Source organism: Microbacterium sp. NPDC055357 (genome assembly GCF_053644835.1).
Window position 1 is genome coordinate 195,498 of sequence record NZ_JBSHLZ010000002.1, and the last position, 22,708, is coordinate 218,205.

Below are 22,708 nucleotides of genomic sequence, written 5' to 3' on the forward strand. Positions count from 1 at the left end.
CTGCCCCTTCCCAGACACCGTCGTTAGCATTGACGCCGGCACGAAGGAGTGTCGTGTCGGCGAACAGTCGATGAATCTCACACTCCAGGAGCAGAACGTGACTCTTCAGACCGTCATCCTCGCGGCCGGCATGGGCTCGCGGCTCGGCCGCAGCCTCCCCAAGCCGCTGACCGAGCTGAACGATGGCCGCAGCATCATGCAGCAGCAGCACGACAACATCCGAGCCGCGTTCGGCGACGAAGCGCGCATCACGACCGTCGTCGGCTACCGTGCCGAGACGATCGTCGAGGCCTTCCCCTCGGCCGACTACGTCTACAACGACCGCTACGACCAGACGAACACGTCCAAGAGCCTGCTGCGCGCGCTCACCAAGACCGGCCGCAGCGGCGTGCTGTGGATGAACGGCGACGTCGTCTTCGATCCCCGCATCCTGGGGCGCGCGATCGAGTTCATCCAGCGGGACCAGTCCTTCGTGACCGTGAACACCGCCAAGGTGAGCGATGAAGAGGTCAAGTACACGGTCACGGCCGAGGGCTTCATCGACGAGCTCTCCAAGACGGTCAAGGGCGGTATCGGCGAGGCTGTCGGCATCAACTACATCTCCAGCGCCGACAAGAAGGCGTTCGTCCGCCAGCTGTCGCGCGTCGAGGACCAGGACTACTTCGAGCGCGGACTCGAACTCGCCATCGCCGAAGACGGACTGCTGCTCGAGCCGATGGACATCTCCGACCTGTACGCGGTCGAGGTGGACTTCGCCGAGGACCTCGAGCGCGCGAACCTCTTCGTCTGATCTCAGCGGGCATCCACAGTGGCGATCCTAGGATCGGCGTGATGGCCGAGAAGGTGCACCGCATCCACTCCCTGCCCCAGGACGCTCCCTGGGCGGGAGGACTTCCGCCCGTCGGCTCAGAGGAGCACCCGCGGGCCGTGCGCCTGCTGGACCGCGTGCTCGCGATACAGCGACCGGCGGTGCTGGCGCACCTGCGCAGCATCCGTCTGCGTCATCCGCACGCGACGAGCGACGGAATCGTCCGGATCCTCGAGCGGCGCTATCTCGCCGCCGTCACGACGGGCGGCGCCGCCGTGGGGGCGACCGCCGTGATCCCGGGCGTCGGCACGAGCGTGACGCTCGCGCTGAGCGGGGTCGAGACCGTCGGGTTCCTCGAGGCGACCACGCTGTTCGCGCAGTCCGTCGCCGAGGTGCACGGCATCCCCGTCGCCGATCCGGAGCGTGCGCGAGCGCTCGTGCTGACGCTCATGCTCGGCAAGGAGGGCACCGACCTCGTCGCCCAGCTTGCGGGGCAGGCGTCGGGCAAGGGCATCGGGCGCGACAGATACTGGGGCGAGCTGGTCACCAAGACGCTCCCCCGCGCGGCGGTCGGGCCGCTCGTGGATCGGCTCAAGACGGCGTTCGTGCGGCAGTTCGCGACGCGCGGCGGCGCTTCGTGGATCGGCAAGGCCCTGCCCTTCGGCGTGGGCGCCGTCGTCGGCGGTGCCGGCAACAACATCCTCGGGCGACGCGTGCTGGTCAATTCGCGGCGCGCCTTCGGGATGCCGCCGCTCACACTTCCGGCGGAAATCGAGCCGCGCCCCGGCGCCGCCTCGCTCGAGACCACCGCCGGACGCGCCGTGCGCCGGGCGGGCGGCGCGATCGCCGGCGGCGTCGTGAAGGGGGCCTCGGCGGTCGGCGGGGCAGCCCGCACGGTCGGCGGCGCGGCCCGCACGGTCGGCGGCGCGGCCCGCACGGTCGGACGTGCCGTGACGCCGCGCCGGCGCACCGGCGAGATCGCGGCCGGCGCAGACCCCGACGACCACGGCGACGACTGAACGGAGACGGACATGGGACTGTTCCAGCAACGCCCCGAAGAGCCCACCGAGTGGGCGGGCCTGCCCTCGGAGCCGGCGAAGGCGCAGCCGCCCGCCGCGCACCTCGACGCGTCGACGTCGCTCGATTCCCTCGGCCTCGCCCCCGGCTCGACCGCCTCGGTCTCGGTCCCCCTCCCCGCCCCGGAGTCCTGACCCGGACGGGCGTCCCGCCGACCCCCGGCCCCGCATGCCGGACCCCCGGACCCCGACCCCGGAACCCGGACCCCGCATGCCGGAACCCGGACCCGGGCCCCGACCCCCGGACCCCGACCCCGGAACCCGCGAGACTGCAACGGGCCGCCGAGACTGCGGGTATCACCCGCAGTCTCGGCCTCCCCGTGCAGTCTCGCGGTAAGGGTCAGACGGTGAGTTCGTCGTCGAGCTCGGCCTCGTCGGACTCGATCTGCTCGCTCCCGTCGGTCGCCGCGCGGGCGTGCCAGGTCTCCCACTCCGCCATGAGCCAGCGGATCGCGTCGTGGAACCGCGCCGTCGCTGCCCCCGGCGCCGTGTCGCCGAAGTAGTGCCTCGCCCACTGATCGAGACGGGTCGTCGCATCGGGATCGCCGAGGACCCGCGCCGTCTCGGCGACGATGTCGGGCGCGGCCGAGACCGTGAGCCATTCGCACGCCGACAGGTAGCCGTGCGTGTCGATCACCGCGTCGGGGTCGACGGGTCGCGTGATGAGCAGCGGCTTGTCGGCGGCGAGACGGTCGTAGACCATGGCGGAGATGTCGACGACGGCGACGTCGGCCGCCGCGAGCTGCCACCCGAGCTCCGGGCCGTCGTCGTAGACGTGATGCGCGGACGGGTCGCGGTCGTTCGCCGCCGCGATGGCCGCGATGATCCGCCGGTCGGCGGCACCGTAGGCGGCATCCACGACTCCCGAACGCGGATGCGGGCGGTAGATCACTCGATGCTCGCCCGAGCTGAGCAGTGCGTCCACGAGCGCTTCGCCGTGCGTCACGATCGACCCGTAGTGCGCCGAGGGGCGGTCGCCCTCCCACGTCGGGGCGTACAGCACGACCGTCCGCCCGTCGGGAGTATAAGGAAGCATGCCGGAGTAGTGGTCGGCCTGCGGACGCCCGATCTCGATCGTGCGGGCCTCGATGTCGTAGTCCCACAGCACGCGCGCGAGGCGCTGCCGCGCAGCATCCCCCGCCACGAGGGCGTAGTCGTACGCCTTGTACTGATTCGTGGTCATGTACATCTTGTCGGACTCGCCGTGATTGATGAACACGTGCCAGCGCCTGCCGTACCGGAACATCTGGAAGTTGCGGGTGTTCTGGTTGACGTACAGCACGACGCGGATGTCCTGTGTCGCGAGGTAGCCCTCGAGGTCGCGCACGGTCGGCACGAACGCGACCGGCAGGGCACCGTCGGCGACGAGCGACTGCGCACCCGTCGCGGCGCGACTGAGCACGACGACCGGCCAGATCTTGGCGAGTTCGGTCAGCGGTCGGTACCACTGCCGCATCTGGTACATGTTGACATCGCCGTCGGCGAAGTACACCGCGACGCGGAAATGGTCGCTCGGCTGCGGCGGACGACCGGCCAGTCGACGGCGCACGTCGATGACGGCGGCGCGATTGGTGATCGCCTTCCGCACGAGCGCGATGGCCTTCTTGGCATCCGAGACGACTCCCACCCCTCCAGGGTACCCACGGGCTGGTCTGGCATGATCGACGGGTGCACGAGACTTCCCGCGGACGCAGGGACGCCCCCGCGGTGGATCCGGGATCGGGCGTCACCTTCGTGATGCCGGTGCTCAACGAACGCGACTATCTCGAGCGTGCCGTCGAGACGGTGCTCGCGCAGGATGCCGACGAGCCCATCGAACTCGTACTGGCACTCGGGCCCTCGACCGACGGCACGACTGAGCTCGCGCGGGAGCTCGCGGCCCGCGAGCCGCGGATCGTGCTCGTCGACAACGACGCAGCCGACATCCCCGTCGGGCTCAACCTCGCGATCCGCGCGGGTGCGTACCCGACGATCGTGCGGGTCGACGCGCACTCCGAGCTCGAGCCCGGCTACACGCGGCACGCGATGGCGGTGCTCGACGAGACTCGCGCCGCCAACGTCGGCGGCATCATGCGCGCCGACGGGCGCGCGCCGTTCCAGCGCGCCGTCGCCCGGGCGTACAACTCGCCGATCGGTCTGGGCGGGGGCGCCTATCACGGGGGCGCTCAGGCCGGCGAGGCGGAATCGGCCTACCTCGGCGTCATGCGCCGCGCCGTGCTCGAAGAGGTCGGACTCTTCGACGAGTCGATCCGCCGCGGCGAGGATTGGGAGCTCAACCTGCGCATCCGGCGCGCCGGCTACCGGGTGTGGTTCGACCCCGCGCTGTCGGTGACGTACTGGCCGCGCGAGAGCTGGTCACGCCTCGTTCGCCAGTTCTTCGCGACGGGGCGCTGGCGTGGCGAGCTGGTGCGCCGGTTCGGCCGCGGCAACTCGCTGCGCTTCTTCGCTCCTCCCCTGCTCGTGCTGGTCGTCGCGCTCGCGCTCATCGTCGGCGTGCTGCAGGCGACGGGGCTGCTCAGCGGGTGGCCCGGGCTCCTGGCATCCGTCGTCTACCTGCCGATCGCGGCGTACGCGCTGCTCGTCATCGTCGTCGCGGCGGGGCGAGGCGGGGGCACGGGATGGCGCGACAAGCTGTGGACGCTCGCGGTGCTGCCCTCGATGCACCTGTCTTGGGGGACGGGCTTCGTCATCGGCGTGCTGCGCGGCGCGAACGACACCGTCGACACGTCGCGTCTCGGCGACCGCAACACTCCCCTGCCGTAGCGCTACGCAGCGTCGACGAAGCCCTGGTCCAGGATGCGCGCGACGACTCGTTCGGCGGCATGCCCGTCGTCACGCGCGTTGAAGCGCTCGCGCCATCGCGCGTACTTCCCGGCGTACGCGGCCGGATCGTGCTCGCGCATCGCGGCGACGAGCTCGTCCTGCGTGCCCACGACGGGCCCCGGCGCGTGCGCCGCGAGATCGAAGTAGAACCCGCGCAGCTCACCGCGGTAGTGCTCGATGTCGGGCACGAGGAAGAAGAGCGGCTTGCCCGTCACGGTGTAGTCGAACATGATCGATGAGTAGTCGGTGACGAGCGCATCGGCGCAGAGCAGCAGCAGCGATGTGTCCGGGAACCCCGTCACATCCACGACACGGGGGCCGACCGCGTCGGATCCCGGTGCGAGCGTGCGGGAGTGTCCTCGCACGAGGACGACGGCATCGAGGGCGACGGCGAGCGCCGCCGGATCGATGAAGTCGACGATCTCTTCGCGGTCATCGCGCCAGGTCGGCGCGTACAGCACGATCTTCTCGTCGGCGCCGATCCCCAGGTCGCGACGCGTCGCCGCGCCGTCACCGGTCGTCAGGACGTCGTTGCGCGGATAGCCTTCGACCCAGATCGGGCGACGCAGGAATGCGTACGCCTTGCCGAGGACGCGCGAGGCGTACGGATTCTGCGCCAGCAGCACGTTCCAGCGACGCGATTCCTTCACGACGGCCGCCATGCGCCGCGGGTCGAACCCGGGGCGGTGCAGCGCGAGCCGCTTGAGGGGTGTGCCGTGCCAGGTCTGCAGCACGACCTGACCGCGGCGACGGGCGAACCGGCGACGCAGCCAGTCGTTCACGACCAGCAGACGGGATGCACCGCGCGCACGCCACCACTCCGGGCTGCCGTCCACGACGGGGATGCCGCCCTCCGGCACGGGCACCGAGAGATCGACGACGCTCCAGTACCGCGTCACGTGTGGCGCGCGGCGTGCCAGCTCCCGATCGATCGCGAGCGGATTGCAACTGGCGTTGCGGCCGTAGAAGCTCTCGAAGAAGACGGCGTTCTCGAGGCTCGTCGGTCGCGTGGCATACCGGCGCTCGAGGGCCTCCTGCCCTTCACCGGAGTCGTAGGCGGGGTCGATCGGCGGTCCGACGCGCACCGTGCGCCCGTCGAGACTCGCCCGCAGCGGACCGAGCTGCGTCAGCGGCAGCGCCGGGATCTCACCCGGCTCGATACCCGACACCTCGAGCCGGTAGGTCCCGATCGGAAGAGGCAGCGCGGGCCCTCCCCACCGTGACGCGACGAGCGGCACGATCGCGCGCCAGGTCTTGCCGCGCCCCGTGAGGGTCGCCGACGTGCGTGCGCGCGAGCCGATGAGATCGACGGATGCCGGTCGCTCACCGGTCCCCGAGAGCACGAGGGCGGGCGCCCCCGCGGCAGCGTCGAACCTCGCGTCGGTCATCGTCGTCCTCTCCTCCGCGGGTGACGGGCCAGAATCGCACGGTACACCCTCTCGGCGTTCCGCCCGTCGTGGAAGGCGTGGAAGCGCGCGCTCACGGCACGCGACAGACCTCGCCGCCGAGCATCCTCGTCGTCGTCGCCGAGCAGCCGTGAGAGCTGCTCCGCCGCGCCGGTCCAGCTCTCGGCCGCATCGCCGCCGGCGACATCGGCGTACGTGCCGTAGAAGCCGCGACGTCGCGCGTATTCGACGAGGTCGGGCGCGAGATACACGACCGGCAGCGGCACGAGTGCGGCGTCGAAGACGAGCGAGGAGTAGTCGGTCACGAGCGCGTCGAGGCCGGGCAGCAGCGGCGTGACATCCGGAACGAGATCGCTTCCGATGGCGCGCACCCGGTCCGTCGTGGAGGGCGGCGCGTACTCGCCCGCCCCGAGGGGGTGCGAGCGCACGAGCAGCACGGCGTCGTGCTCTTCGAGCGCGTCGACGAGCACGCGCCACTGCTCCGCCGACGGGATCGCGGGGTCGACGGCGCCGTCGCGCCACGTCGGCGCGTAGAGCACGAGCCGCGATGACGCGATGTCGCCGACGAGCTCCGACACGCGCGCCCGCGCGGCCGCACGACGCTCGTCCGCCGTGCCCTGCGACAGCACGTCGACGCGAGGCTCGCCCGTCACGGGGATGCGGTCATCGCCCAACGCGAAGGCCGACTCGAGCCGCCCGCGGACGACATGCGATGCGGCCGGCAGCAGCCGGATGCGCTGCGCCGCCCCGCGGAACATGGCGCCGAGGGCGCGCCGGGCGACCCCGGCGATGGGACGCAGCACCGTCGGCACCCGCAGGGTCTCGGGCGAGTCGAGCCCGATCCGCTTGAGCGGGATGCCGTGCCACAGTTGCACGACGAATGCGCCGGAGACGGCATAGCGGTTGACGTCGCCGAAGCCGTGCGTCACGACGACGACGCCGGCGCGCGCCGTGCGCCAGAAGCCGCGCAGCGAGTTCTTGCGCACCTGCGGGATGCCGCGAGCCGCGGCATCCCTCGCCTCACGTTGCGACGCGACGAGCCACCGCATGCGGTGGTCTCCCCCGCTCGCGGTCTGCCACAGCGCGAGCGCGCCATCGCCGATGCCCGTGGCGCATCCGAAGACCCACTCGTCGCGTGCCCGCGGAATCAGGAGCGTCGCGAGACGCCCGGCGGCGTAGAGCGGGAGTGCGGCGAGCTTCTGCGCGTTCCCCGCACCGAACGAGAAGGACGCCACCTTGCGAGCCTATCGCGCGGTGGCGTCCTTCGCCGGGAGAGGTTACGGCAGCTCGCCGAGCGTCACCTCGACCGTGCGCGTCTCGCCGTCGCGCACGAACGTGACGGTCGCGTCGCTGCCGGCGGCGGCGGCGCGCACCTGCGCCGTCAGATCGACGGAGTCGGTGATGGGGAACCCGTTGAAGCCCGTGACGATATCGCCGACGCGCAGGTCGGCTTCGGCGGCCGCGCCGCCCTCGACGATCTCCTGGATGTAGGCGCCCGTCATCGTCGCCCCTTCGACGTAGGCGGCCGCGCTCACGCTGGCACCCAGCAGTCCGTGCGTCGCGGTGCCGTTCTCGATGAGCTCGCCCGTGATGCGCTCGACCACGTTCGAGGGGATCGCGAAGCCGACGCCGATCGAACCGGCCGCACCCGAAGAACCGCCCGCCGAGGCGATCGCGACGTTGATGCCGATGAGCTTGCCCTCGGCGTCGACGAGGGCGCCGCCGGAGTTGCCCGGGTTGATCGCGGCATCGGTCTGGATGACGGAGATCTTGATGCTCTCGGCTGCCTGACCGCCGCGCTGGCCCTGTCCGAAGTCGAAGAAGAAGGGCGTCTCGCCCTGCTCGCCGCCGCCCTCGCCCTCGGTGTCGTCCGAGTCGGGCGCGGCGGCCGAAGCGATCTCGATCGAGCGGTTGAGCGCGCTCACGATGCCCGTCGTCACGGTGCTCGACAGACCGAGCGGCGCACCGACGGCGATCGTCTCGTCGCCGACGTTCAGGTCAGACGAGTCGGCGAACTCGATCGGGGTGAGGCCTTCGGCATCGACGAGCTTGATGACCGCGAGGTCGTAGGTCGGGTCGGTTCCGACGACCTCGGCGTCGTAGACGCGTCCGTCCGATGTCGTGACGCGCACCGACGCTCCCCCCGTCGCGCCGTCCAGGGTCACGACGTGCGTGTTCGTCACGACATAGCCGTCGCTCGTGAGCACGACGCCCGATCCGGTGCCCGAACCGCTTTGGCTCGCGGCCGCGATCGTCACGACGCTCGGCACGACCTTCGCGGCGATCGCGGTCGTCTGCCCGACCGCGTCGGTGTTGTTGACCGTGACGGTGCCGGGCCCGGTCGCCGGGATCGCGATGCTCGGGGCGAACAACTGCAGACCCGCGTAGCTTCCGCCGAGGCCGGCCGCTCCACCGACGAGGGCGGCGGCGACGATGAGTCCGGCCACCTTGCCCGCGCCGGACTTCGGCTTCTTGGCCGTCTCCGGGGCACGGGGCACGTCGCCGAGGGGCAGCGTCGGCTGCGTGTCGGCGGGGCGGCCGAACGAGCCTCCGTACGGAGGCTGACCCCCGTAGACCTGCGGACGAGGCGGCGCGGCGTAGCCGGCGTGCGGCTGACCCGCGTAAGCCTGCGGGCGAGGCTGACCGGGCGCCTGCAGGACGTATCCGGGAGGCACGGGTCCGGGAGCGACGGGGCGCGTCGACGGGGCCGCCGCCGAGGACGCACCGGGCTGAGCCGGGCTCGAGGGGGCAGCGGGCTGAGCCGGGCTCGAGGACGCGGCGGGCTGAGCCGCAGTCGAGGGCGCAGCGGGCTGAGCCGGGCTCGAGGGCGCAGCGGAGGGTGTGCCCGACGCAGGTGCGCTCGGCCCGGCGGCGGCCGACGGGGCGCCGTTCGCGCTCGAGCGGTCGGGATTCGAGGAGACCGCACTCGATCCGGCGGGGATCTGCGGTCCCGCGGGGATCTGCGGTGCGGCGGGGGTCGACGGCACGGGCGGTGCGGACGACGCGGGCGGCGCAGCATCCGTCGCCTCGCTCGCCGCGGGTGAGGAGGGAGTCGCAGCGGACGCCTCGGCGGTCGCCGGAGTGTCGGAGGTGTCCGGGGTGGCGTCGACGGGACGGTCGTCGTTGTTGTCGCTCATGAGTGCTCCTTCTGCTGACATGATCCACCCTGCCGCGCCGACCTGTGCGTTTCTTATGCCGCGGATGAGATGGATCTATGCGATCGGAGTGGATCGGACGAGTACCGTGGAGCAGCATGCAGCAGATTCACGGCGCGTGGCGCCGCACGGCCCAGGGAGCGGGACTCGTCGACGGGGACGGCACGATCCGGCCCACGATCTTCGCGGAGATGTCGGCGCTGGCGGCCCAGACCGGAGCGATCAACCTGGGTCAGGGCTTCCCCGATGAGGACGGCCCCGCGGAGGTGCTCGAGGCCGCTCGCGAGGCGATCGCGAACGGCGTCAACCAGTACGCCCCGGGGCGCGGCATGCCCGACCTGCTGCACGCGATCGCCGAGCATCAGGAACGCTTCCACGGCATCTCGCTCGATCCGCACCGCGACGTGCTCGTGACGGCCGGGGCGACCGAGGCGATCGCGGCCGCCCTGCTCGCGCTCACCGGCGACCCCGATGACGAGATCGTCGTCTTCGAGCCGTTCTACGACTCGTACGCCGCCGTCACGGCCCTCGCCGGTGCGCGGCTCGTCCCGGTGCCGCTGCGCTGGCCCGACTTCCAGCCCGATCTCGACGATCTGCGACGCGCCGTCACCGACCGCACCCGCGTCATCCTCGTCAACGACCCGCACAATCCGACCGGCGCCGTCTTCACACGCGAGGTGCGCGAGGAGATCGTGCGGCTCGCCGAGCACCACGACTGCGTCATCGTCACCGACGAGGTCTACGAGCACCTCGTCTTCGATGCGAAGCATGTGCCGATCGCGACGATGCCGGGCGCCTGGTCGCGGACGCTCACGATCTCGTCCGCGGGAAAGACCTTCTCGACCACGGGGTGGAAGATCGGCTGGATCAGCGGTCCCGCCGACCTCATCGACGCCGTCATCGCCGTCAAGCAGTTCCTCACCTACACCAACGGCACGCCCTTCCAGCCCGCGATCGCGACGGGTCTGCGACTGTCCGACGCGTTCTTCGCGGGGATCGCCTCGACGCTGCGCGCAAAGCGCGACCTGCTCGGCGACGGACTGCGTGCCGCCGGGTTCGCCGTGTCGGAGCCGGCCGGGTCGTACTTCACGGTCGTCGACGCCGCGCCGCTCGGCGCGACCGACGCCGACGAGTTCTGCCGGAACCTCCCCCGCCGCGCCGGCGTCGTCGGCATCCCGCTCACGGCGTTCGTGGCGCCCGAGCACCGGCCCGAGTTCGCGACGCTCGTCAGGTTCGCCGCGTGCAAACGCGTCGACGTGCTGCAAGAGGCGGCATCCCGCCTCGCCGTCCTTGCGGACTGACGGCAGCGCGTCAGTCGCGGGGGACGACGGCGAACCGTCGCAGCGCGAGCGCGGGATTGACCCGGCGCACGCGCGCGACGGCGTCGCGGTCGAGATGAGCCACGGCGATGTCGGTCGCCGTCCCGACGGCGGCGATCTCGATCCCGGTCGGGTCGACGACCATCGACAACCCGACCCCGAGGGGCGGCGGGTGGTCGGCGGCGGCGACGAACAGCGTGTTCTCGATCGCCCGCGCATGCAGCAGGGTGCGCCAGTGATGCTCTTTGAGCGGGCCGCGCACCCACTCGGCGGGAACGAGCACGACGTCGGCGCCCGCATCGGCGAGGAGCCGTCCGAGCTCGGGAAAGCGCAGGTCGTAGCACGTCATGAGCCCGAACGTGAGGCCGTCGGCCTCGAACGTCTGCGGCGCCCCGAGCTCGCCCGGCTCGACCCAGTCCGACTCCCGCTGGCCGAACGCGTCGTACAGGTGCAGCTTGCGATACGTCGCCACGACGCCCGTCGCGTCCACCGCGACGACGGTGTTCCGCACACGACGCGCATCGCCGGCTCGCTCGAGCAGGCCCGCGACGATGTGCAGCCCGTGCGCGGCCGCGAGTCGGGTCAGCTCCCGCGTGAACGGGCCGTCGACATCCTGCGCGTGTTCGGCGAGAGTGGCGTCGAACGGGTCGACGAAGTAGCTGGCGTACTCGGGAAAGAGCACGAGGCGCGCTCCCCGGGCGGCGGCCGCCTCGACGAGCTGCGCGATGAGGTCGAGATTCGCCGCCTCGTCGGCCGTCGGCGCGAACTGGGCGACGGCGATCGGGGTCGCGTCGGACAGGTTCATGCGTTCTCCTTCGAGGCGTGCCGGATGCGGACGATCACGGGGGTCGCGATCCACAGGACGACCAGCACGACGGCGAGCGCGATCGTCGTGATGACGGCCGCACCGGTGCCGAGCACGACGTCGAAGACGAACGCGACGACGCCGAGCAGCAGGGTCGCGACGGTCGCGAGACACGTGATGAGCGCCGTGTGACCGTAGACGACGACGTCGCGCTTGGCCCGCTGCTGGAACAGCGTGCGGTGCAGCGCCACGGGGGCCAGCGCGACGATGGCGCTCAGGGCTGCGAGAACGACGAGCACGAGGTAGAGCACCCTCTGCCCGCCGTCGAGATCCGCGAAGGCGGGCTGGAACGCGAGAGCGAGCAGGAATCCGGTGAGGATCTGCGCGCCGGTCTGCATGACGCGCAGCTCTTGCAGCACCTCGATCCAGTTGCGATCGGCGCGCTCGGCCGGGGTCTCGTCGCGCCCGTCGTCCCTGTCATCGAGGGGATCGCGGTCGCGCTCAGTGGCCATGCCCTCATCCTCCCGCCCGCCGCCCCGCCCCGGCAACCCGCCATTGACCGCGAGACTGCATCCGCAGCTCGAGACAGTGGGGTTCACCCGCACTCTCGGCGCGCCGTTGCAGTCTCGCGGTCAGGAGGGGGCGGTTCGGGGGCGGGAGAAGCCGTGGTAGAGTAGTCGACGTGCCGCGGGGTGGAGCAGTTCGGTAGCTCGCTGGGCTCATAACCCAGAGGTCGTAGGTTCAAATCCTGCCCCCGCAACCAGTAAGAAGAAGGCGTCCCGCACGGGGCGCCTTCTTCGTTTCCGCCTAGTCTTCTTCGTTTCCGCCTAGCCTTCTTCGTTTCCGTCTAGACCGGGTCGACCGCTTCGCCGATGTCGCCGAGGAACCGCGAGATGACCGCGAGATCGGCCTCGCTGTACTGCTCTGCGACGCCGCGCATGGCGCGCAGCCGCTCCCCGAAATGGTGATAGAACGCTTCGCGGGACTCCTGCGTCAGCACGACGATGCGCGCCCGTCGGTCACTCGGGTGCGGGCGACGCTCGAGATGACCGGATGCCGTCAGCCTGTCCAGCAGCTTCGTCGTCGACGCCGTCGTGATCCGCAGATGGCGGGCGACATCGTGCGGACTGACCGCGTCACCGCGCTGCTCCCGCATGATCAGCATGCGAAGAGCGGCGAGATCGGTCGCGTTCATGATCATGTCGCCCTTCATCCCGCCGTGCATGCGGTCCATGGCGTCGCTGAACGCGCGTATCGCTTGCAGCACCTCCATGACAGCATGGTCATGGGTGCTCTGGGGGCTCCAGGGCTGCGGCATGTGGACGCTTCCTCCCTTCCCGTTGTAACATCGCCACGACGTAATAGCTAGATAAACTAGCAAACTGGAGGATGAGGATGCTGGAAACCGAGTACGTTGTGCTGCTCGACGACGACGGCGAGGCGATCGGCACCGCACCCAAGAGCAGCGTCCACGGTACCGAAACCGCGCTGCATTTGGCATTCTCGTGTCACGTGCTCAACGACGAGGGCCAGGTTCTCGTCACGCGGCGCGCCCTCGACAAGAAGACCTGGCCGGGCGTCTGGAGCAACTCCTTCTGCGGTCACCCCCGCCCCGCCGAGCCCGTCGTCGCCGCCGTGCACCGTCGTGCCGAGTACGAGATCGGCCTCACGCTCACCGACATCGAGCTGGCCCTCCCCCTCTTCCGCTACCGTGCGACCGACGCCAACGGCATCGTCGAGCACGAAGTGTGCCCCGTCTACACCGCCCGCACATCCGCAGAGCCCGTACTCAACCCGCTCGAGGTCATGGACGCGAGATGGGTCGATCCCGCCGACCTCGCCGCATCGCTGCGCACGACGCCGTGGGCCTTCAGCCCGTGGCTCGTACTGCAGTCCCAGCAGCTGCAGCTCTTGAACGGCGTCGAGATGCAACGCCGCGCGTCATGATCGGCGTCGCCTCCCACATCGACGTCGACGCCCCGATCGACGAAGCACTCGCCCGCCTGCGGACCCGTGCCCTCGGACCGGGATTCGACGCCCTCGCCGCTGCCGCCTCGCGCGCCGCGCGCGGCGGAAAGCGGATGCGGCCGCGCCTGGTCGCGGCATCCTTCGAGGCCTTCGGCGGCGATGCCGCGTCGACGCCCGCGCTGGCTCCCGTCGCCGCCGCATTCGAGCTGCTGCACGCGGCCTTCGTCGTGCACGACGACGTCATCGACCACGACATCGAGCGGCGCGGCGTGCCCAACGTGGCGGGCGAGTTCCGCGCGCGGGCTCTCGACAGCGGGGCGGATGCCACGGGCGCGGCGCTCCTCGGAGACACGGCCGGCATCCTCGCGGGCGACATCCTGCTGCACGAGGCGTCGCGCCTGGTCGCACTGGCGGGGCTGCCCCCGCCCACGCTCGCCCGGATCTACGACCTTCTCGACGACGCCGTCCACGTGTCGGCGGCCGGCGAGCTCGCCGACGTCGAGAACAGCGTCACGGGCGGGCAGGTCCCCTCATCCACCTTGCTCGACACGGCGCACGACAAGACGGCCGTCTACTCGTTTCGCGCACCCCTCGGAGTCGGTGCCATCCTCGCCGGCGCCCCCGACGACGCCCGTCAGCTGCTGCAGCGCATCGGCGGGCGGCTGGGCCTGGCGTACCAGCTCGTCGACGATCTCATCGGCGCCTTCGGCGATGAGACGCAGGCCGGCCGTGCGATCGGCGGCGACCTGCGCGAGGCGAAGCAGACCCCGCTCGTCGCCCTCGCGCGCGACACGGCGCAGTGGACGCGCGTGAGCGACGCCCTCGCGCTCGCGCACACGGGGCCCATCGCCGTGCGTGACGCGCAGATCGCCCTCGAGGCCAGCGGAGCGCGCGACAGCCTGCGTGAGCTCATCGCCGACACCCTCGCCGGCGTGCGCTTCTCGGCCGGGGACGCCGTGCTGCCGCCCCGCGTGGGCACGTTGCTGAGAGAGCTCGCCGACCGCGTCGAAGAGCGGGTGCCGTGACCGACCGCACCGTCCGCCAGGGCGGTCCGACCGGACTGCGCCTCTACGACCGCACGGCGCGTGACGCGGCCGCTGTCGTCATCTCCGCCTACTCGACCTCGTTCGGACTCGCGGGGCGTCTGCTCGGCGCGCGGCCACGCCCGCACGTGCGCAACATCTACGCGCTCGTCCGCGTCGCCGACGAAGTCGTCGACGGTCCCGGCGAAGCGTCGGGCCTGACGGCCGACGAGGTACGCGAGGTCCTCGACGCGCTCGAGGTGGAGACCCTCCGGGCGATCGATCGCGGCTTCAGCGCGAACCTCATCGTGCACGCCTTCGCCCGGACGGCGCGGGAGTGCGGCATCCGCGAGGATCTCGTGCGTCCCTTCTTCGAATCGATGCGCACCGACCTCGCCACGACGCAGCACGATGCCGCATCGCACGACGACTACGTCTACGGCTCGGCCGAGGTCGTGGGCCTCATGTGCCTGCGGGTCTTCGTCAACGCCGGCTCGCCGCGTCCCGCGGATCCCCCGGCCGACCTCGTCGACGGAGCGCGGCGCCTCGGCGCGGCGTTCCAGGACGTCAACTTCCTGCGCGACCTCGACCACGACGAGGGCGCGCTCGGGCGCGACTACCTCGGCATCGACGGCGCCGAGACGACCCGCACCGACGTGCTCGACCGCATCGACGGCGACCTCGCGGCGGCCGCCTCGGTCATCCCCCGACTCCCCCGCGACTGCCGCGCCGCGGTGACGGCCGCGCACGACCTGTTCGCGGCGCTGTCCGGGCGCCTCCGCACCTCGGGCTACACCGCGGGGCGCGTACGCGTTCCCGACCCCGTCAAGGCAGCCATCGCCGCGCGTGCGCTGCTCGGCGCCGCACCGCGAAGGACGCGCACATGACCGGTACGACCTCCACCATCGTCATCGGGGGCGGCATCGCGGGGCTCGCGACCGCCGCACTGCTCGCCGCCGAGGGCCACCGCGTGACGCTCGTCGAGGCGCGCGACGAGCTCGGCGGGCGCGCCGGCTCGTGGGAGCACGACGGCTTCCGCTTCGACACCGGCCCCAGCTGGTACCTCATGCCCGAAGTGTTCGACCACTTCTTCCGGCTGCTGGGCACGAGCGCGGCAGAAGAGCTCGATCTCGTCCGTCTCGACCCCGCGTACCGGGTCTACAGCGAGGGCGCCGAGCTGGTCGACGTGCACTCCGGGCGCGAGCAGGCCACGGCCCTGTTCGAGAGCATCGAGCCCGGCGCCGGTGCGCGTCTGGAGACCTACCTCGACTCCGCCGCCGATGCGTACGACCTCGCCGTCACGCGCTTCCTCTACGACACGTACGAGACGACGTCGGGCCTGCGCGACCGCGAGATCATCAAGCGCCTGCCGACCCTCGCGCCGCTGCTGACCCGCACGCTCGCCTCGCACGTCGACCGCCGATTCACCGATCCGCGTCTGCGGCAGATCCTCGGCTACCCCGCCGTCTTCCTCGGCGGCTCGCCTTATGGCGTGCCGAGCCTCTACCACCTGATGAGCCACCTCGACCTCGGCGACGGCGTGCTCTACCCGCGCGGAGGCTTCACCGAGGTCATCTCCGCCATCGAGCGCTGCGCCCGCGCCCGCGACGTCGAGATCCGCACGGGCAGCGAAGTGGTCGAGATCCTGACGACGGATGCCACCGCCACCGGCATCCGTCTGGCCGACGGCACCGTGCTCGACGCCGATCGCGTCGTCTCGACGGCCGATCTGCACCACACCGAGACGAAGCTGCTGCCGCCGCAGCTGCGCTCCTACCCGGAGCCGTGGTGGCGCTCGCGCACGCCGAGCCCCGGCGCGCTGCTGGTGATGCTGGGCGTACGCGGAGACCTGCCGCAGCTCGCCCACCACACGCTGCTGTTCACGAGCGACTGGCGGACCAACTTCGAGGCGATCTTCGGCAAGGACACCCGCATCCCCGACCCCGCATCGCTGTATGTGTGCCGCCCGAGCGCGACCGACGACTCGGTCGCCCCGCCGGATCACGAGAACCTCTTCGTGCTCGTCCCGGTGCCCGCCGACCCCGGCCTCGGCCGTGGCGGGATCGACGGCGCCGGCGACGCCCGGATCGAGCGCGCCGCCGATGCCGTCATCGAGCAGATCGCGCAGTGGTGCGGCATCCCGGATCTGGCCGAGCGCATCGTCGTGCGCCGCACGGTCGCGCCGGCCGACTTCGAGGCCGATCTGCACGCGTGGCGAGGCAATTCCCTCGGCCTCGCGCACACGCTGGGTCAGAGCGCCGTCTTCCGGCCCCGCAACGTCTCGAAGAAGGTCGACGGGCTCATGTACGCGGGCACCTCGGTACTGCCGGGGATCGGGCTGCCGATGTGCCTCATCTCGGCGGAACTCATCGTCAAGCGCCTGCGCGGTGACCGCACCCCCGGTCCGTTGCCCACGCCGCGACGTGCGAGAGTGTGAGTGTGCCCGGCCTCTACCTCGTCGCGATCCTCGTCAGCGCAGCCGGCATCGCCGCTTTGGACGCGCGCTGGCGCCTGGCGGCGTGGCGCACGCCCGGCCGCACCCTGGCAGCCGTGGCGATCGGCACGGCGTTCTTTCTCGCGTGGGATGCCGCCGGGATCGCCCTCGGCGTCTTCGTCAAGGGCGACAGCCCGCTGCTGCTGGGGATCGACCTCGCCCCGCACCTGCCGGTCGAAGAGCCGGTGTTCCTGGCCTTCCTCTGCTATCTCGGCCTCGTCGCCTACGCCGCTGCCGATCGCTTCGTCGCGCGTCGGCGCGCCGCTGCCGAGTCGGGGGGCAGGTCATGACCTACCCGTTGCTCGTCCTGCCCTTCGTCGCCGTCACGGCGATCGTGACGCTCGCCACGGTCCGCCGTCCCCGTTTCGGACAGCGTATGGCGGCGTCGGGCATCGCCGCACTCGTGCTGGTCGTCCTGACGGCGGTCTTCGACAACCTGATGATCGCGGCTGACCTGTTCACCTACCCCGAACAGCACTTGAGCGGCATCCGCATCGGGTTGGCCCCGATCGAGGACTTCTCGTATGCCGTGTGCGCCGCCTTCCTGGTACCCGCCGTGCACACGCTGCTGACCCGACGCACTCCCCGAGAGGCATGATGCGCGCCCGCACCGTCCTCGCGCAGCTGTTCGTCTCGTCTCGGCCCGTCAGCTGGATCAACACCGCCTATCCGTTCGCGGCGGCCTACCTGCTCACGACGCGGTCGATCGATGCCACGCTCATCATCGGCACGCTCTTCTTCCTGATCCCCTACAACCTCGCCATGTACGGGATCAACGACGTCTTCGACTACGAATCGGATCTGCGCAACCCGCGCAAGGGCGGAGCGCACGGCGCGATCCTCGACCGCCGCCTGCACCGCGCCACGCTGTGGGCGGCCGCACTGTCGTCACTCCCGTTCGTGGTGTATCTCGTCATCGTGGGCTCACCCCTGTCGTGGCTCGTGCTCGCGATCAGCCTCTTCTTCGTCGTCTTCTACAGCGCGCCGCCGCTGCGGCTGAAGGAAGTCCCCTTCGCCGACTCGGTGACCAGCAGCATCCACTTCTTCTCACCGGCCGTCTATGCGCTCGTGCTCGCCGGTGCGGCGTGGACGTGGCAGCTCGCGGCGATCATCGTCGCGTTCGCGCTGTGGGGCATCGCCTCGCACGCCTTCGGCGCCGTGCAAGACGTCTTGGCCGACCGGGAAGCCGGCATCGCCTCGATCGCGACCGTCCGTGGTGCTCGCTGGACGGTGTGGTTCGCGCTCGTCGCCTATGCCGCCGCAGGCCTCGCGATGCTCGCCACGGCGTGGCCCGGTCCGCTCGCGGCGATCGTCGTCCTGCCCTACCTCGCGACCGTCTGGCCGCATCACCGCGTGACGGATGCGACGGCGGACACCGCGACCCGCGGGTGGGACCGGTTCCTCTGGCTCAACCAGTTCGGCGGCTTCGTCGTGACGCTGCTGCTCATCTGGTACGCGATCACGACGGCCTGATCCGGCGGCGAGCCGGGCCTTCGTGGACGCACTCTCCGCGCCCGGCGAGGGCCAGTCTGCAGAGGCCGCCCGCGACCATCAGGGTCGGCGCAGCCCGGCGAGCGTGACGAACCACACGACGAAGAACGCCCCCGCCGGTGAGGCGGGGGCGTTCTTCGTGCGATCAGCGTTCGCCGAAGGCGATGAGCTTCTCGACGGCGGCGGTCAGTCGCTCATCCGCCTCGGCGAAGGCGGCGAGGTCGCCGGCCTGCAGCGCCGTGTTGCGGTCGATCATGGCCTGACGTGCCTCTTCGAGTGCCGTGGCGTAGTCGCCTGCCGGCGGTGTCGGCGCGGGCTGCTCGGTGCCGGGCTCGGTCGGGCTCGGCGTCGGGGTGGGTGTCGGAGCGGGGGTCTCGCCCTCGTCGGGAACGACCTCGCCGTCACCCGTCGTCGCACCCGAATCGCCACCGAACAGCGAGTCGAGTGCTTCGCTCAGCGTGTCCTCGAAGGCGATGTCATCGCCGAACGCGACGAGCACCTTGCGCAGCTGCGGCAGCTGGGTGCCCTCGGCCGCCTGCACGAAGACGGGCTGCACATAGAGCAGTCCACCGCCGACGGGCAGGGTCAGCAGGTTTCCGTTGAGCACTTCGGACTGGCCGATCGTGAGCACGTTGATCTGCTGCGACACCGTGGGATCCGAGTCGAACCGGTTCTGCACCTGGCCGGGGCCGGGCACCGTCGTCTCGGCCGCGATCTCCAGCATCCGCAGCTTGCCGTAGTTCTCGCCCTTCTTGCCCGCTTCACCGCCCGCGTTGGAATCGGCCGCGAGGTACCCCATCAGGACGTTCCGACTCTCGGCGCCCGTCGAAGACGACGGGATGAAGGTCGTGAACATCGAGAACGACGGGTCGTCCTGGCCCGGCATCTGCATCGTCAGGTAGTACGGCGGCTGCAGGGCGTTCTCGTTCTGCGGGTCGGCCGGGGTCGCCCAGGCGTTGTCACGCTCGTAGAACGACTGCGCGTCGTCGACGTGGTACACCTGCAGCATCGCGCGCTGCACCTTGAACAGGTCGGTGGGGTATCGCACGTGCGAGATGAGATCGGCCGGCATGTCCGCGATCGGCTTGACCTCGGTCGGGTAGACGTTCTGCCACGTCTGCAGCACGGGGTCCTCCGGCTCCCACGCGTACAGCGTGACCGAGCCGTCGTAGGCGTCGACGGTCGCCTTGACCGAGTTGCGGATGTAGTTGATGTCATCGAGCGCGAAGCGCGGCTGCGTGTTGTTCGAGTCGGCGATCGCGTCCGACAGCGACACGGTCGTCGAATACGGGTAGTTCGAGCTCAGCGTGTAGCCGTCCACGACCCACTTGATGCGTCCGTCCACGACCGTGGGGTACGGGTCGCGGTCGAGCTCGAGATACGGGGCGACCTTCGACACGCGCGTGAGCGGGTCGCGGTCGTAGAGGATCTGCGACTCGGCGTTCACGCCGTCCGCGAAGAGGATCTGCTCGGACTGGAACTTCAGCGCGTAGATGAGGCGGTTGAAGACGTTGCCGACCGAGGGTCCGCCGTCGCCGTCGAACGTCGTGCGCGGTCCCGCGTTGCCGTCGCTGCCCGACGGGTAGTCGAGCTCGATCGGGTCGGTGCCCTCGGGCGCGCCGACGATCGAGTAGGGCGGCGACGACTCGCCGAAGTACACGCGCGGCTGGAAGTCCGGGTTGTCCGAGAGGAAGCCCGCCGCCGGGATGCCGCGCTCGAGGAAGACGGGGTTTCCGTCGACCGTGCGCTCGTTGCCGGCTGCCGCGATCATGCCGTAGCCGTGGGTGTAGACGAGCGTCTCGTTGACCCACGAGGATCCGGCGCCGAGCTGATCGATGTTCAGCTCGCGGACCGACACGATCGTGTCCTGCATCTCACCGTCGATCTCGTAGCGGTCGACGTCGAGGGGGTTCTGGAACTGGTAGTACGGACGGTACTGCTCGAGCTGGCGCACCGTCGGTCCGATGATGGCGGGGTCCATGATGCGGATCTGCGTCGTGGTGGCGGCGTCGGCGCGCAGCTGACCCGCGTCGGCGGTCGTCTCGGCGGAGAATTCGGTCTTCTCGAGTTCGTCGATCCCGTACGCGGCCTTCGTGCCCTCGAGGTTGCGCTGATAGTACTCGCGCTCGTACGCGGCCTGGTTGGGCTGCACCTGGAAGGTCGTGACGACCCACGGGTAGCCGACGCCCAGCACGATGGCGACGACCACGAGCAGCGCCGTGCCGATGAGGGGGAAGCGCCAGCGGCCGATGACGGCCGTGACGAAGAACAGGATCGCGACGATCACGGCGACGATCGCGAGGATCATCTGACCCTGGATGACGGCGTTGACCTCGGTGTACCCGGGGCCCGTGATCCGCCCGCCGGCGCCGGGCTGCACGAGAGTCAGATAGCGGTCGATCCACAGGCTGACGCCCTGGACGAGCAGGTAGAGACCCGCGAGGACGGCGAGCTGGATGCGCGCGGACTTCGAGATGCGCAGCTCCTTCTGCCCGATGCGCACCGAGCCGTACAGGTACGACACGAGCGCGGTGACGAGCAGGCAGATGAGCAGGGTCGCCGAGACGAAGCCCACGACGGCGGCGTAGAAGGGCAGCGCGAACATGTAGAAGCCCGAGTCGAGCCCGAACTGCGGGTCGCTGTCGGCCGTCGCGACGCCGTTGATCCACATCCACGTGGTCTGCCACTGCGCCGACGCGGAGAAGCCGGCGAAGAAGCCGAAGAAGATCGGGATGCCCCACATCGCGAGCCGACGCAGCGGCTCGACCACTTCCTGATAGCGGTCGAGCTGCGAGCTCAGGCGCGCGTAGACGGGCCGCAGCCGGTAGGCGAGCTGGATCGCTCCCCACACCGGCACCGCCATGCCGAGGAATCCGACGACGAACATGATGACGCGCGCGGTCCACTCCGTGAGGAGGACACCGTCGAATCCGAGCTGCTCGAACCACAGCCATTCGGAGTACAGGTTCGCGAAGACGAAGAACGCCACCACCAAGGCGGCGATGATGGCGAGCGAGATCGCGATGATCCGGCGGGAGCGGGGGGGCGTGGCCTGGTTCGGCGCTGAGGTCGTGGTCACCTCCCCATCCTACGCGGCAGGATTCTGGGGTTTCGCCGAGTCCGCCACGGCGAGGCCGCTCAGCCGGTCGTGCAGGTCGGCAGCGCGTCGAGGTCGCCGTCCTCGCGGACGGCCTCGAGCACGTCGAGGGCGTCGTCGAGCGTCGCGACCGAGAAGACCCGCAGACCATCCGGCACGTGGCCCACGACCTCGCCGCAGTTGGACTGCGGCGCGAGGAACCAGTCGGCACCGGCATCGAGCGCGCCCCACATCTTCTGACGGATGCCGCCGATCGGACCGACCGTCCCCTCGGCCGAGATGGTGCCCGTGCCGGCGAAGCTCTCGCCGCCGGTGAGCTCCCCCGGCGTGAGGACGTCGATGATGCCGAGCGCGAACATCATGCCCGCGCTGGGCCCGCCGACGTTGTCGATCTGGATCGTGACGTCGAAGGGGAACTCGTACTCATTGGTCAGCGTGACCCCGATGCGCCACACGGCGCCTTCGGCGCCCGCCGTCTCACGCGGAGTGAGCCGCACCGTGCGCTGCGCCCCGTCGCGTTCGATCTTGAGCGTCATCGTCGCACCGTCGCCCGACTCCACGAGGGCGCGCAGTGCCGCGGCATCGGCCACCGGCTCGCCGTCGGCGCTCACGATGACGTCCCCGACCTCGAGGACGCCCTCGGCGGCCGAGTCGGGAGCGATCGCGTGCACGAGCAGCGTTCGCCCGACGTCGTAGCCCAGCTCGATCAGGGCCGCCGCGGTGGCCTCCTGCTGCGAGTCGACCATGAGCGCGGCGCTCTCCTCGGTGCGCTCCTCACTCGTCTGCCCCGCCGGGAAGACCGAATCGATCGGCAGAACCGCCCGTGTCTGGTCGAACCAGGCCAGCGCGAGCTCGAACCACGACGGCGTTCTCTCGCGGTTGCCGACGACCTGGACGGTGAGCAGATCCAGCGCACCGGAGGTCTCGTGGGTCTCGGCCCCGTCGACCGAGATGAGCGGCACCTCTTCACCGTCGGCGGTCGATGCCGTCCCGAGCGTGTTGTATACCGGCCCCGGACGCTGCACGACGTACGAGGTCGGCAGGAAGGTCAGCACGAGCAGCACGACCATCGCGAGGGCGAGCGCCCACAGACCCGCGAGGACACCGCGCGTCATGCGACGGCGGCGGGGACGGATCGAGACGTTCTCGTCGAAGAGCGCCACGGCGGAACCTTCCTGTGCCTGGTCGTTCGCGACCGGCGTAAGGCGTTCAGCGTGCTGCCGGGGAGTGCGAGGGGATGCTGC

General features: G+C 70.6%; 21 protein-coding genes and 1 tRNA gene. 13 read left to right on the plus strand and 9 right to left on the minus strand.

Features of this window, described 5'->3' with window-relative positions:
- Positions 1-97 precede the first annotated feature (97 nt).
- The 3 genes from ACWICD_RS04135 to ACWICD_RS04145 are packed head-to-tail and all read left to right on the plus strand — an operon-like array spanning position 98 to position 2,019.
- On the plus strand, positions 98-790 hold the full coding sequence (locus tag ACWICD_RS04135) for a phosphocholine cytidylyltransferase family protein (RefSeq protein WP_376127786.1): 693 nt from the start codon (positions 98-100) through the stop codon (positions 788-790).
- 41 nt (positions 791-831) lie between these two features.
- Positions 832-1,827: a hypothetical protein gene (locus tag ACWICD_RS04140; protein ID WP_454139363.1), complete on the plus strand. Its 996-nt coding sequence runs from the start codon at positions 832-834 to the stop codon at positions 1,825-1,827.
- Between the two features lie 12 nt (positions 1,828-1,839).
- Entirely contained in the window at positions 1,840-2,019 is a 180-nt protein-coding gene (locus tag ACWICD_RS04145) for a hypothetical protein (RefSeq protein WP_454139364.1), read from the plus strand.
- A gap of 205 nt (positions 2,020-2,224) precedes the next feature.
- Here ACWICD_RS04145 and ACWICD_RS04150 read toward each other — a convergent pair whose 3' ends face one another.
- A complete protein-coding gene (locus ACWICD_RS04150) occupies positions 2,225-3,511 on the minus strand; it encodes a CDP-glycerol glycerophosphotransferase family protein (RefSeq protein ID WP_454139365.1) in 1,287 nt (428 codons plus the stop codon).
- Positions 3,512-3,621: 110 nt separating this feature from the next.
- Here ACWICD_RS04150 and ACWICD_RS04155 point away from each other — a divergent pair, with 110 nt between their 5' ends.
- Positions 3,622-4,647, plus strand: coding sequence for a glycosyltransferase (locus tag ACWICD_RS04155; protein WP_454139511.1), 1,026 nt, complete (start codon positions 3,622-3,624; stop codon positions 4,645-4,647).
- Between the two features lie 2 nt (positions 4,648-4,649).
- Here ACWICD_RS04155 and ACWICD_RS04160 read toward each other — a convergent pair whose 3' ends face one another.
- From ACWICD_RS04160 to ACWICD_RS04170, 3 genes are read right to left on the minus strand one after another with little or no spacing between them, the layout of a single operon-like run.
- A complete protein-coding gene (locus tag ACWICD_RS04160) occupies positions 4,650-6,095 on the minus strand; it encodes a CDP-glycerol glycerophosphotransferase family protein (RefSeq protein ID WP_454139366.1) in 1,446 nt (481 codons plus the stop codon).
- The gene (locus ACWICD_RS04165; RefSeq protein ID WP_454139367.1) at positions 6,092-7,348 is read right to left on the minus strand and encodes a CDP-glycerol glycerophosphotransferase family protein; all 1,257 of its coding nucleotides are present in this window, start codon (positions 7,346-7,348) and stop codon (positions 6,092-6,094) included. Before ACWICD_RS04165 ends, ACWICD_RS04160 begins: the two co-directional genes overlap by 4 nt.
- A 42-nt stretch (positions 7,349-7,390) precedes the next feature.
- On the minus strand, positions 7,391-9,250 hold the full coding sequence (locus ACWICD_RS04170) for a trypsin-like peptidase domain-containing protein (protein WP_454139368.1): 1,860 nt from the start codon (positions 9,248-9,250) through the stop codon (positions 7,391-7,393).
- Positions 9,251-9,366: 116 nt separating this feature from the next.
- Between ACWICD_RS04170 and ACWICD_RS04175 the strand changes: the two genes are divergently transcribed.
- Positions 9,367-10,569: an aminotransferase class I/II-fold pyridoxal phosphate-dependent enzyme gene (locus tag ACWICD_RS04175; protein WP_454139369.1), complete on the plus strand. Its 1,203-nt coding sequence runs from the start codon at positions 9,367-9,369 to the stop codon at positions 10,567-10,569.
- Positions 10,570-10,579: 10 nt separating this feature from the next.
- On the opposite strand, the gene ACWICD_RS04180 is transcribed toward ACWICD_RS04175, so the two are convergent.
- Together ACWICD_RS04180 and ACWICD_RS04185 are read right to left on the minus strand one after the other, a co-directional pair.
- Positions 10,580-11,392 carry a carbon-nitrogen hydrolase family protein gene (locus ACWICD_RS04180; protein WP_376128401.1) on the minus strand — a complete coding sequence of 271 codons (813 nt, stop codon included), beginning with the start codon at positions 11,390-11,392 and terminating at the stop codon, positions 10,580-10,582.
- Positions 11,389-11,904, minus strand: coding sequence for a DUF6328 family protein (locus ACWICD_RS04185; protein WP_376128399.1), 516 nt, complete (start codon positions 11,902-11,904; stop codon positions 11,389-11,391). The genes ACWICD_RS04180 and ACWICD_RS04185 overlap by 4 nt, the downstream gene beginning before the upstream one ends.
- A gap of 174 nt (positions 11,905-12,078) precedes the next feature.
- On the opposite strand from ACWICD_RS04185, the gene ACWICD_RS04190 reads away from it, so the two are divergent.
- Positions 12,079-12,155: transfer RNA gene (locus ACWICD_RS04190), tRNA-Met, on the plus strand.
- A gap of 84 nt (positions 12,156-12,239) precedes the next feature.
- On the opposite strand, the gene ACWICD_RS04195 is transcribed toward ACWICD_RS04190, so the two are convergent.
- The gene (locus ACWICD_RS04195) at positions 12,240-12,665 is read right to left on the minus strand and encodes a MarR family winged helix-turn-helix transcriptional regulator (RefSeq protein WP_376128397.1); all 426 of its coding nucleotides are present in this window, start codon (positions 12,663-12,665) and stop codon (positions 12,240-12,242) included.
- Positions 12,666-12,787: 122 nt separating this feature from the next.
- On the opposite strand from ACWICD_RS04195, the gene idi reads away from it, so the two are divergent.
- From idi to ACWICD_RS04230, 7 genes are read left to right on the plus strand one after another with little or no spacing between them, the layout of a single operon-like run.
- On the plus strand, positions 12,788-13,339 hold the full coding sequence (gene idi / locus ACWICD_RS04200; RefSeq protein ID WP_376128395.1) for an isopentenyl-diphosphate Delta-isomerase: 552 nt from the start codon (positions 12,788-12,790) through the stop codon (positions 13,337-13,339).
- The gene (locus ACWICD_RS04205) at positions 13,336-14,385 is read left to right on the plus strand and encodes a polyprenyl synthetase family protein (RefSeq protein WP_454139370.1); all 1,050 of its coding nucleotides are present in this window, start codon (positions 13,336-13,338) and stop codon (positions 14,383-14,385) included. The genes idi and ACWICD_RS04205 overlap by 4 nt, the downstream gene beginning before the upstream one ends.
- Entirely contained in the window at positions 14,382-15,269 is an 888-nt protein-coding gene (locus ACWICD_RS04210) for a phytoene/squalene synthase family protein (protein WP_454139371.1), read from the plus strand. The genes ACWICD_RS04205 and ACWICD_RS04210 overlap by 4 nt, the downstream gene beginning before the upstream one ends.
- Positions 15,266-16,819 (plus strand): phytoene desaturase family protein, encoded by a 1,554-nt coding sequence (gene crtI, locus ACWICD_RS04215; protein WP_454139372.1) that lies wholly within the window; start codon positions 15,266-15,268, stop codon positions 16,817-16,819. The genes ACWICD_RS04210 and crtI overlap by 4 nt, the downstream gene beginning before the upstream one ends.
- 2 nt (positions 16,820-16,821) lie before the next feature.
- Positions 16,822-17,166 (plus strand): lycopene cyclase domain-containing protein, encoded by a 345-nt coding sequence (locus ACWICD_RS04220; RefSeq protein ID WP_376128387.1) that lies wholly within the window; start codon positions 16,822-16,824, stop codon positions 17,164-17,166.
- Entirely contained in the window at positions 17,163-17,474 is a 312-nt protein-coding gene (locus ACWICD_RS04225; protein ID WP_454139373.1) for a lycopene cyclase domain-containing protein, read from the plus strand. Before ACWICD_RS04220 ends, ACWICD_RS04225 begins: the two co-directional genes overlap by 4 nt.
- Entirely contained in the window at positions 17,474-18,349 is an 876-nt protein-coding gene (locus ACWICD_RS04230; RefSeq protein WP_454139512.1) for a prenyltransferase, read from the plus strand. Before ACWICD_RS04225 ends, ACWICD_RS04230 begins: the two co-directional genes overlap by 1 nt.
- A gap of 163 nt (positions 18,350-18,512) precedes the next feature.
- On the opposite strand, the gene ACWICD_RS04235 is transcribed toward ACWICD_RS04230, so the two are convergent.
- Complete coding sequence (locus ACWICD_RS04235; RefSeq protein WP_376128384.1) at positions 18,513-21,446, minus strand: UPF0182 family membrane protein; 2,934 nt, start codon at positions 21,444-21,446, stop codon at positions 18,513-18,515.
- Positions 21,447-21,505: 59 nt separating this feature from the next.
- Positions 21,506-22,627: a YlbL family protein gene (locus ACWICD_RS04240; RefSeq protein ID WP_454139374.1), complete on the minus strand. Its 1,122-nt coding sequence runs from the start codon at positions 22,625-22,627 to the stop codon at positions 21,506-21,508.
- Positions 22,628-22,708 lie beyond the last annotated feature (81 nt).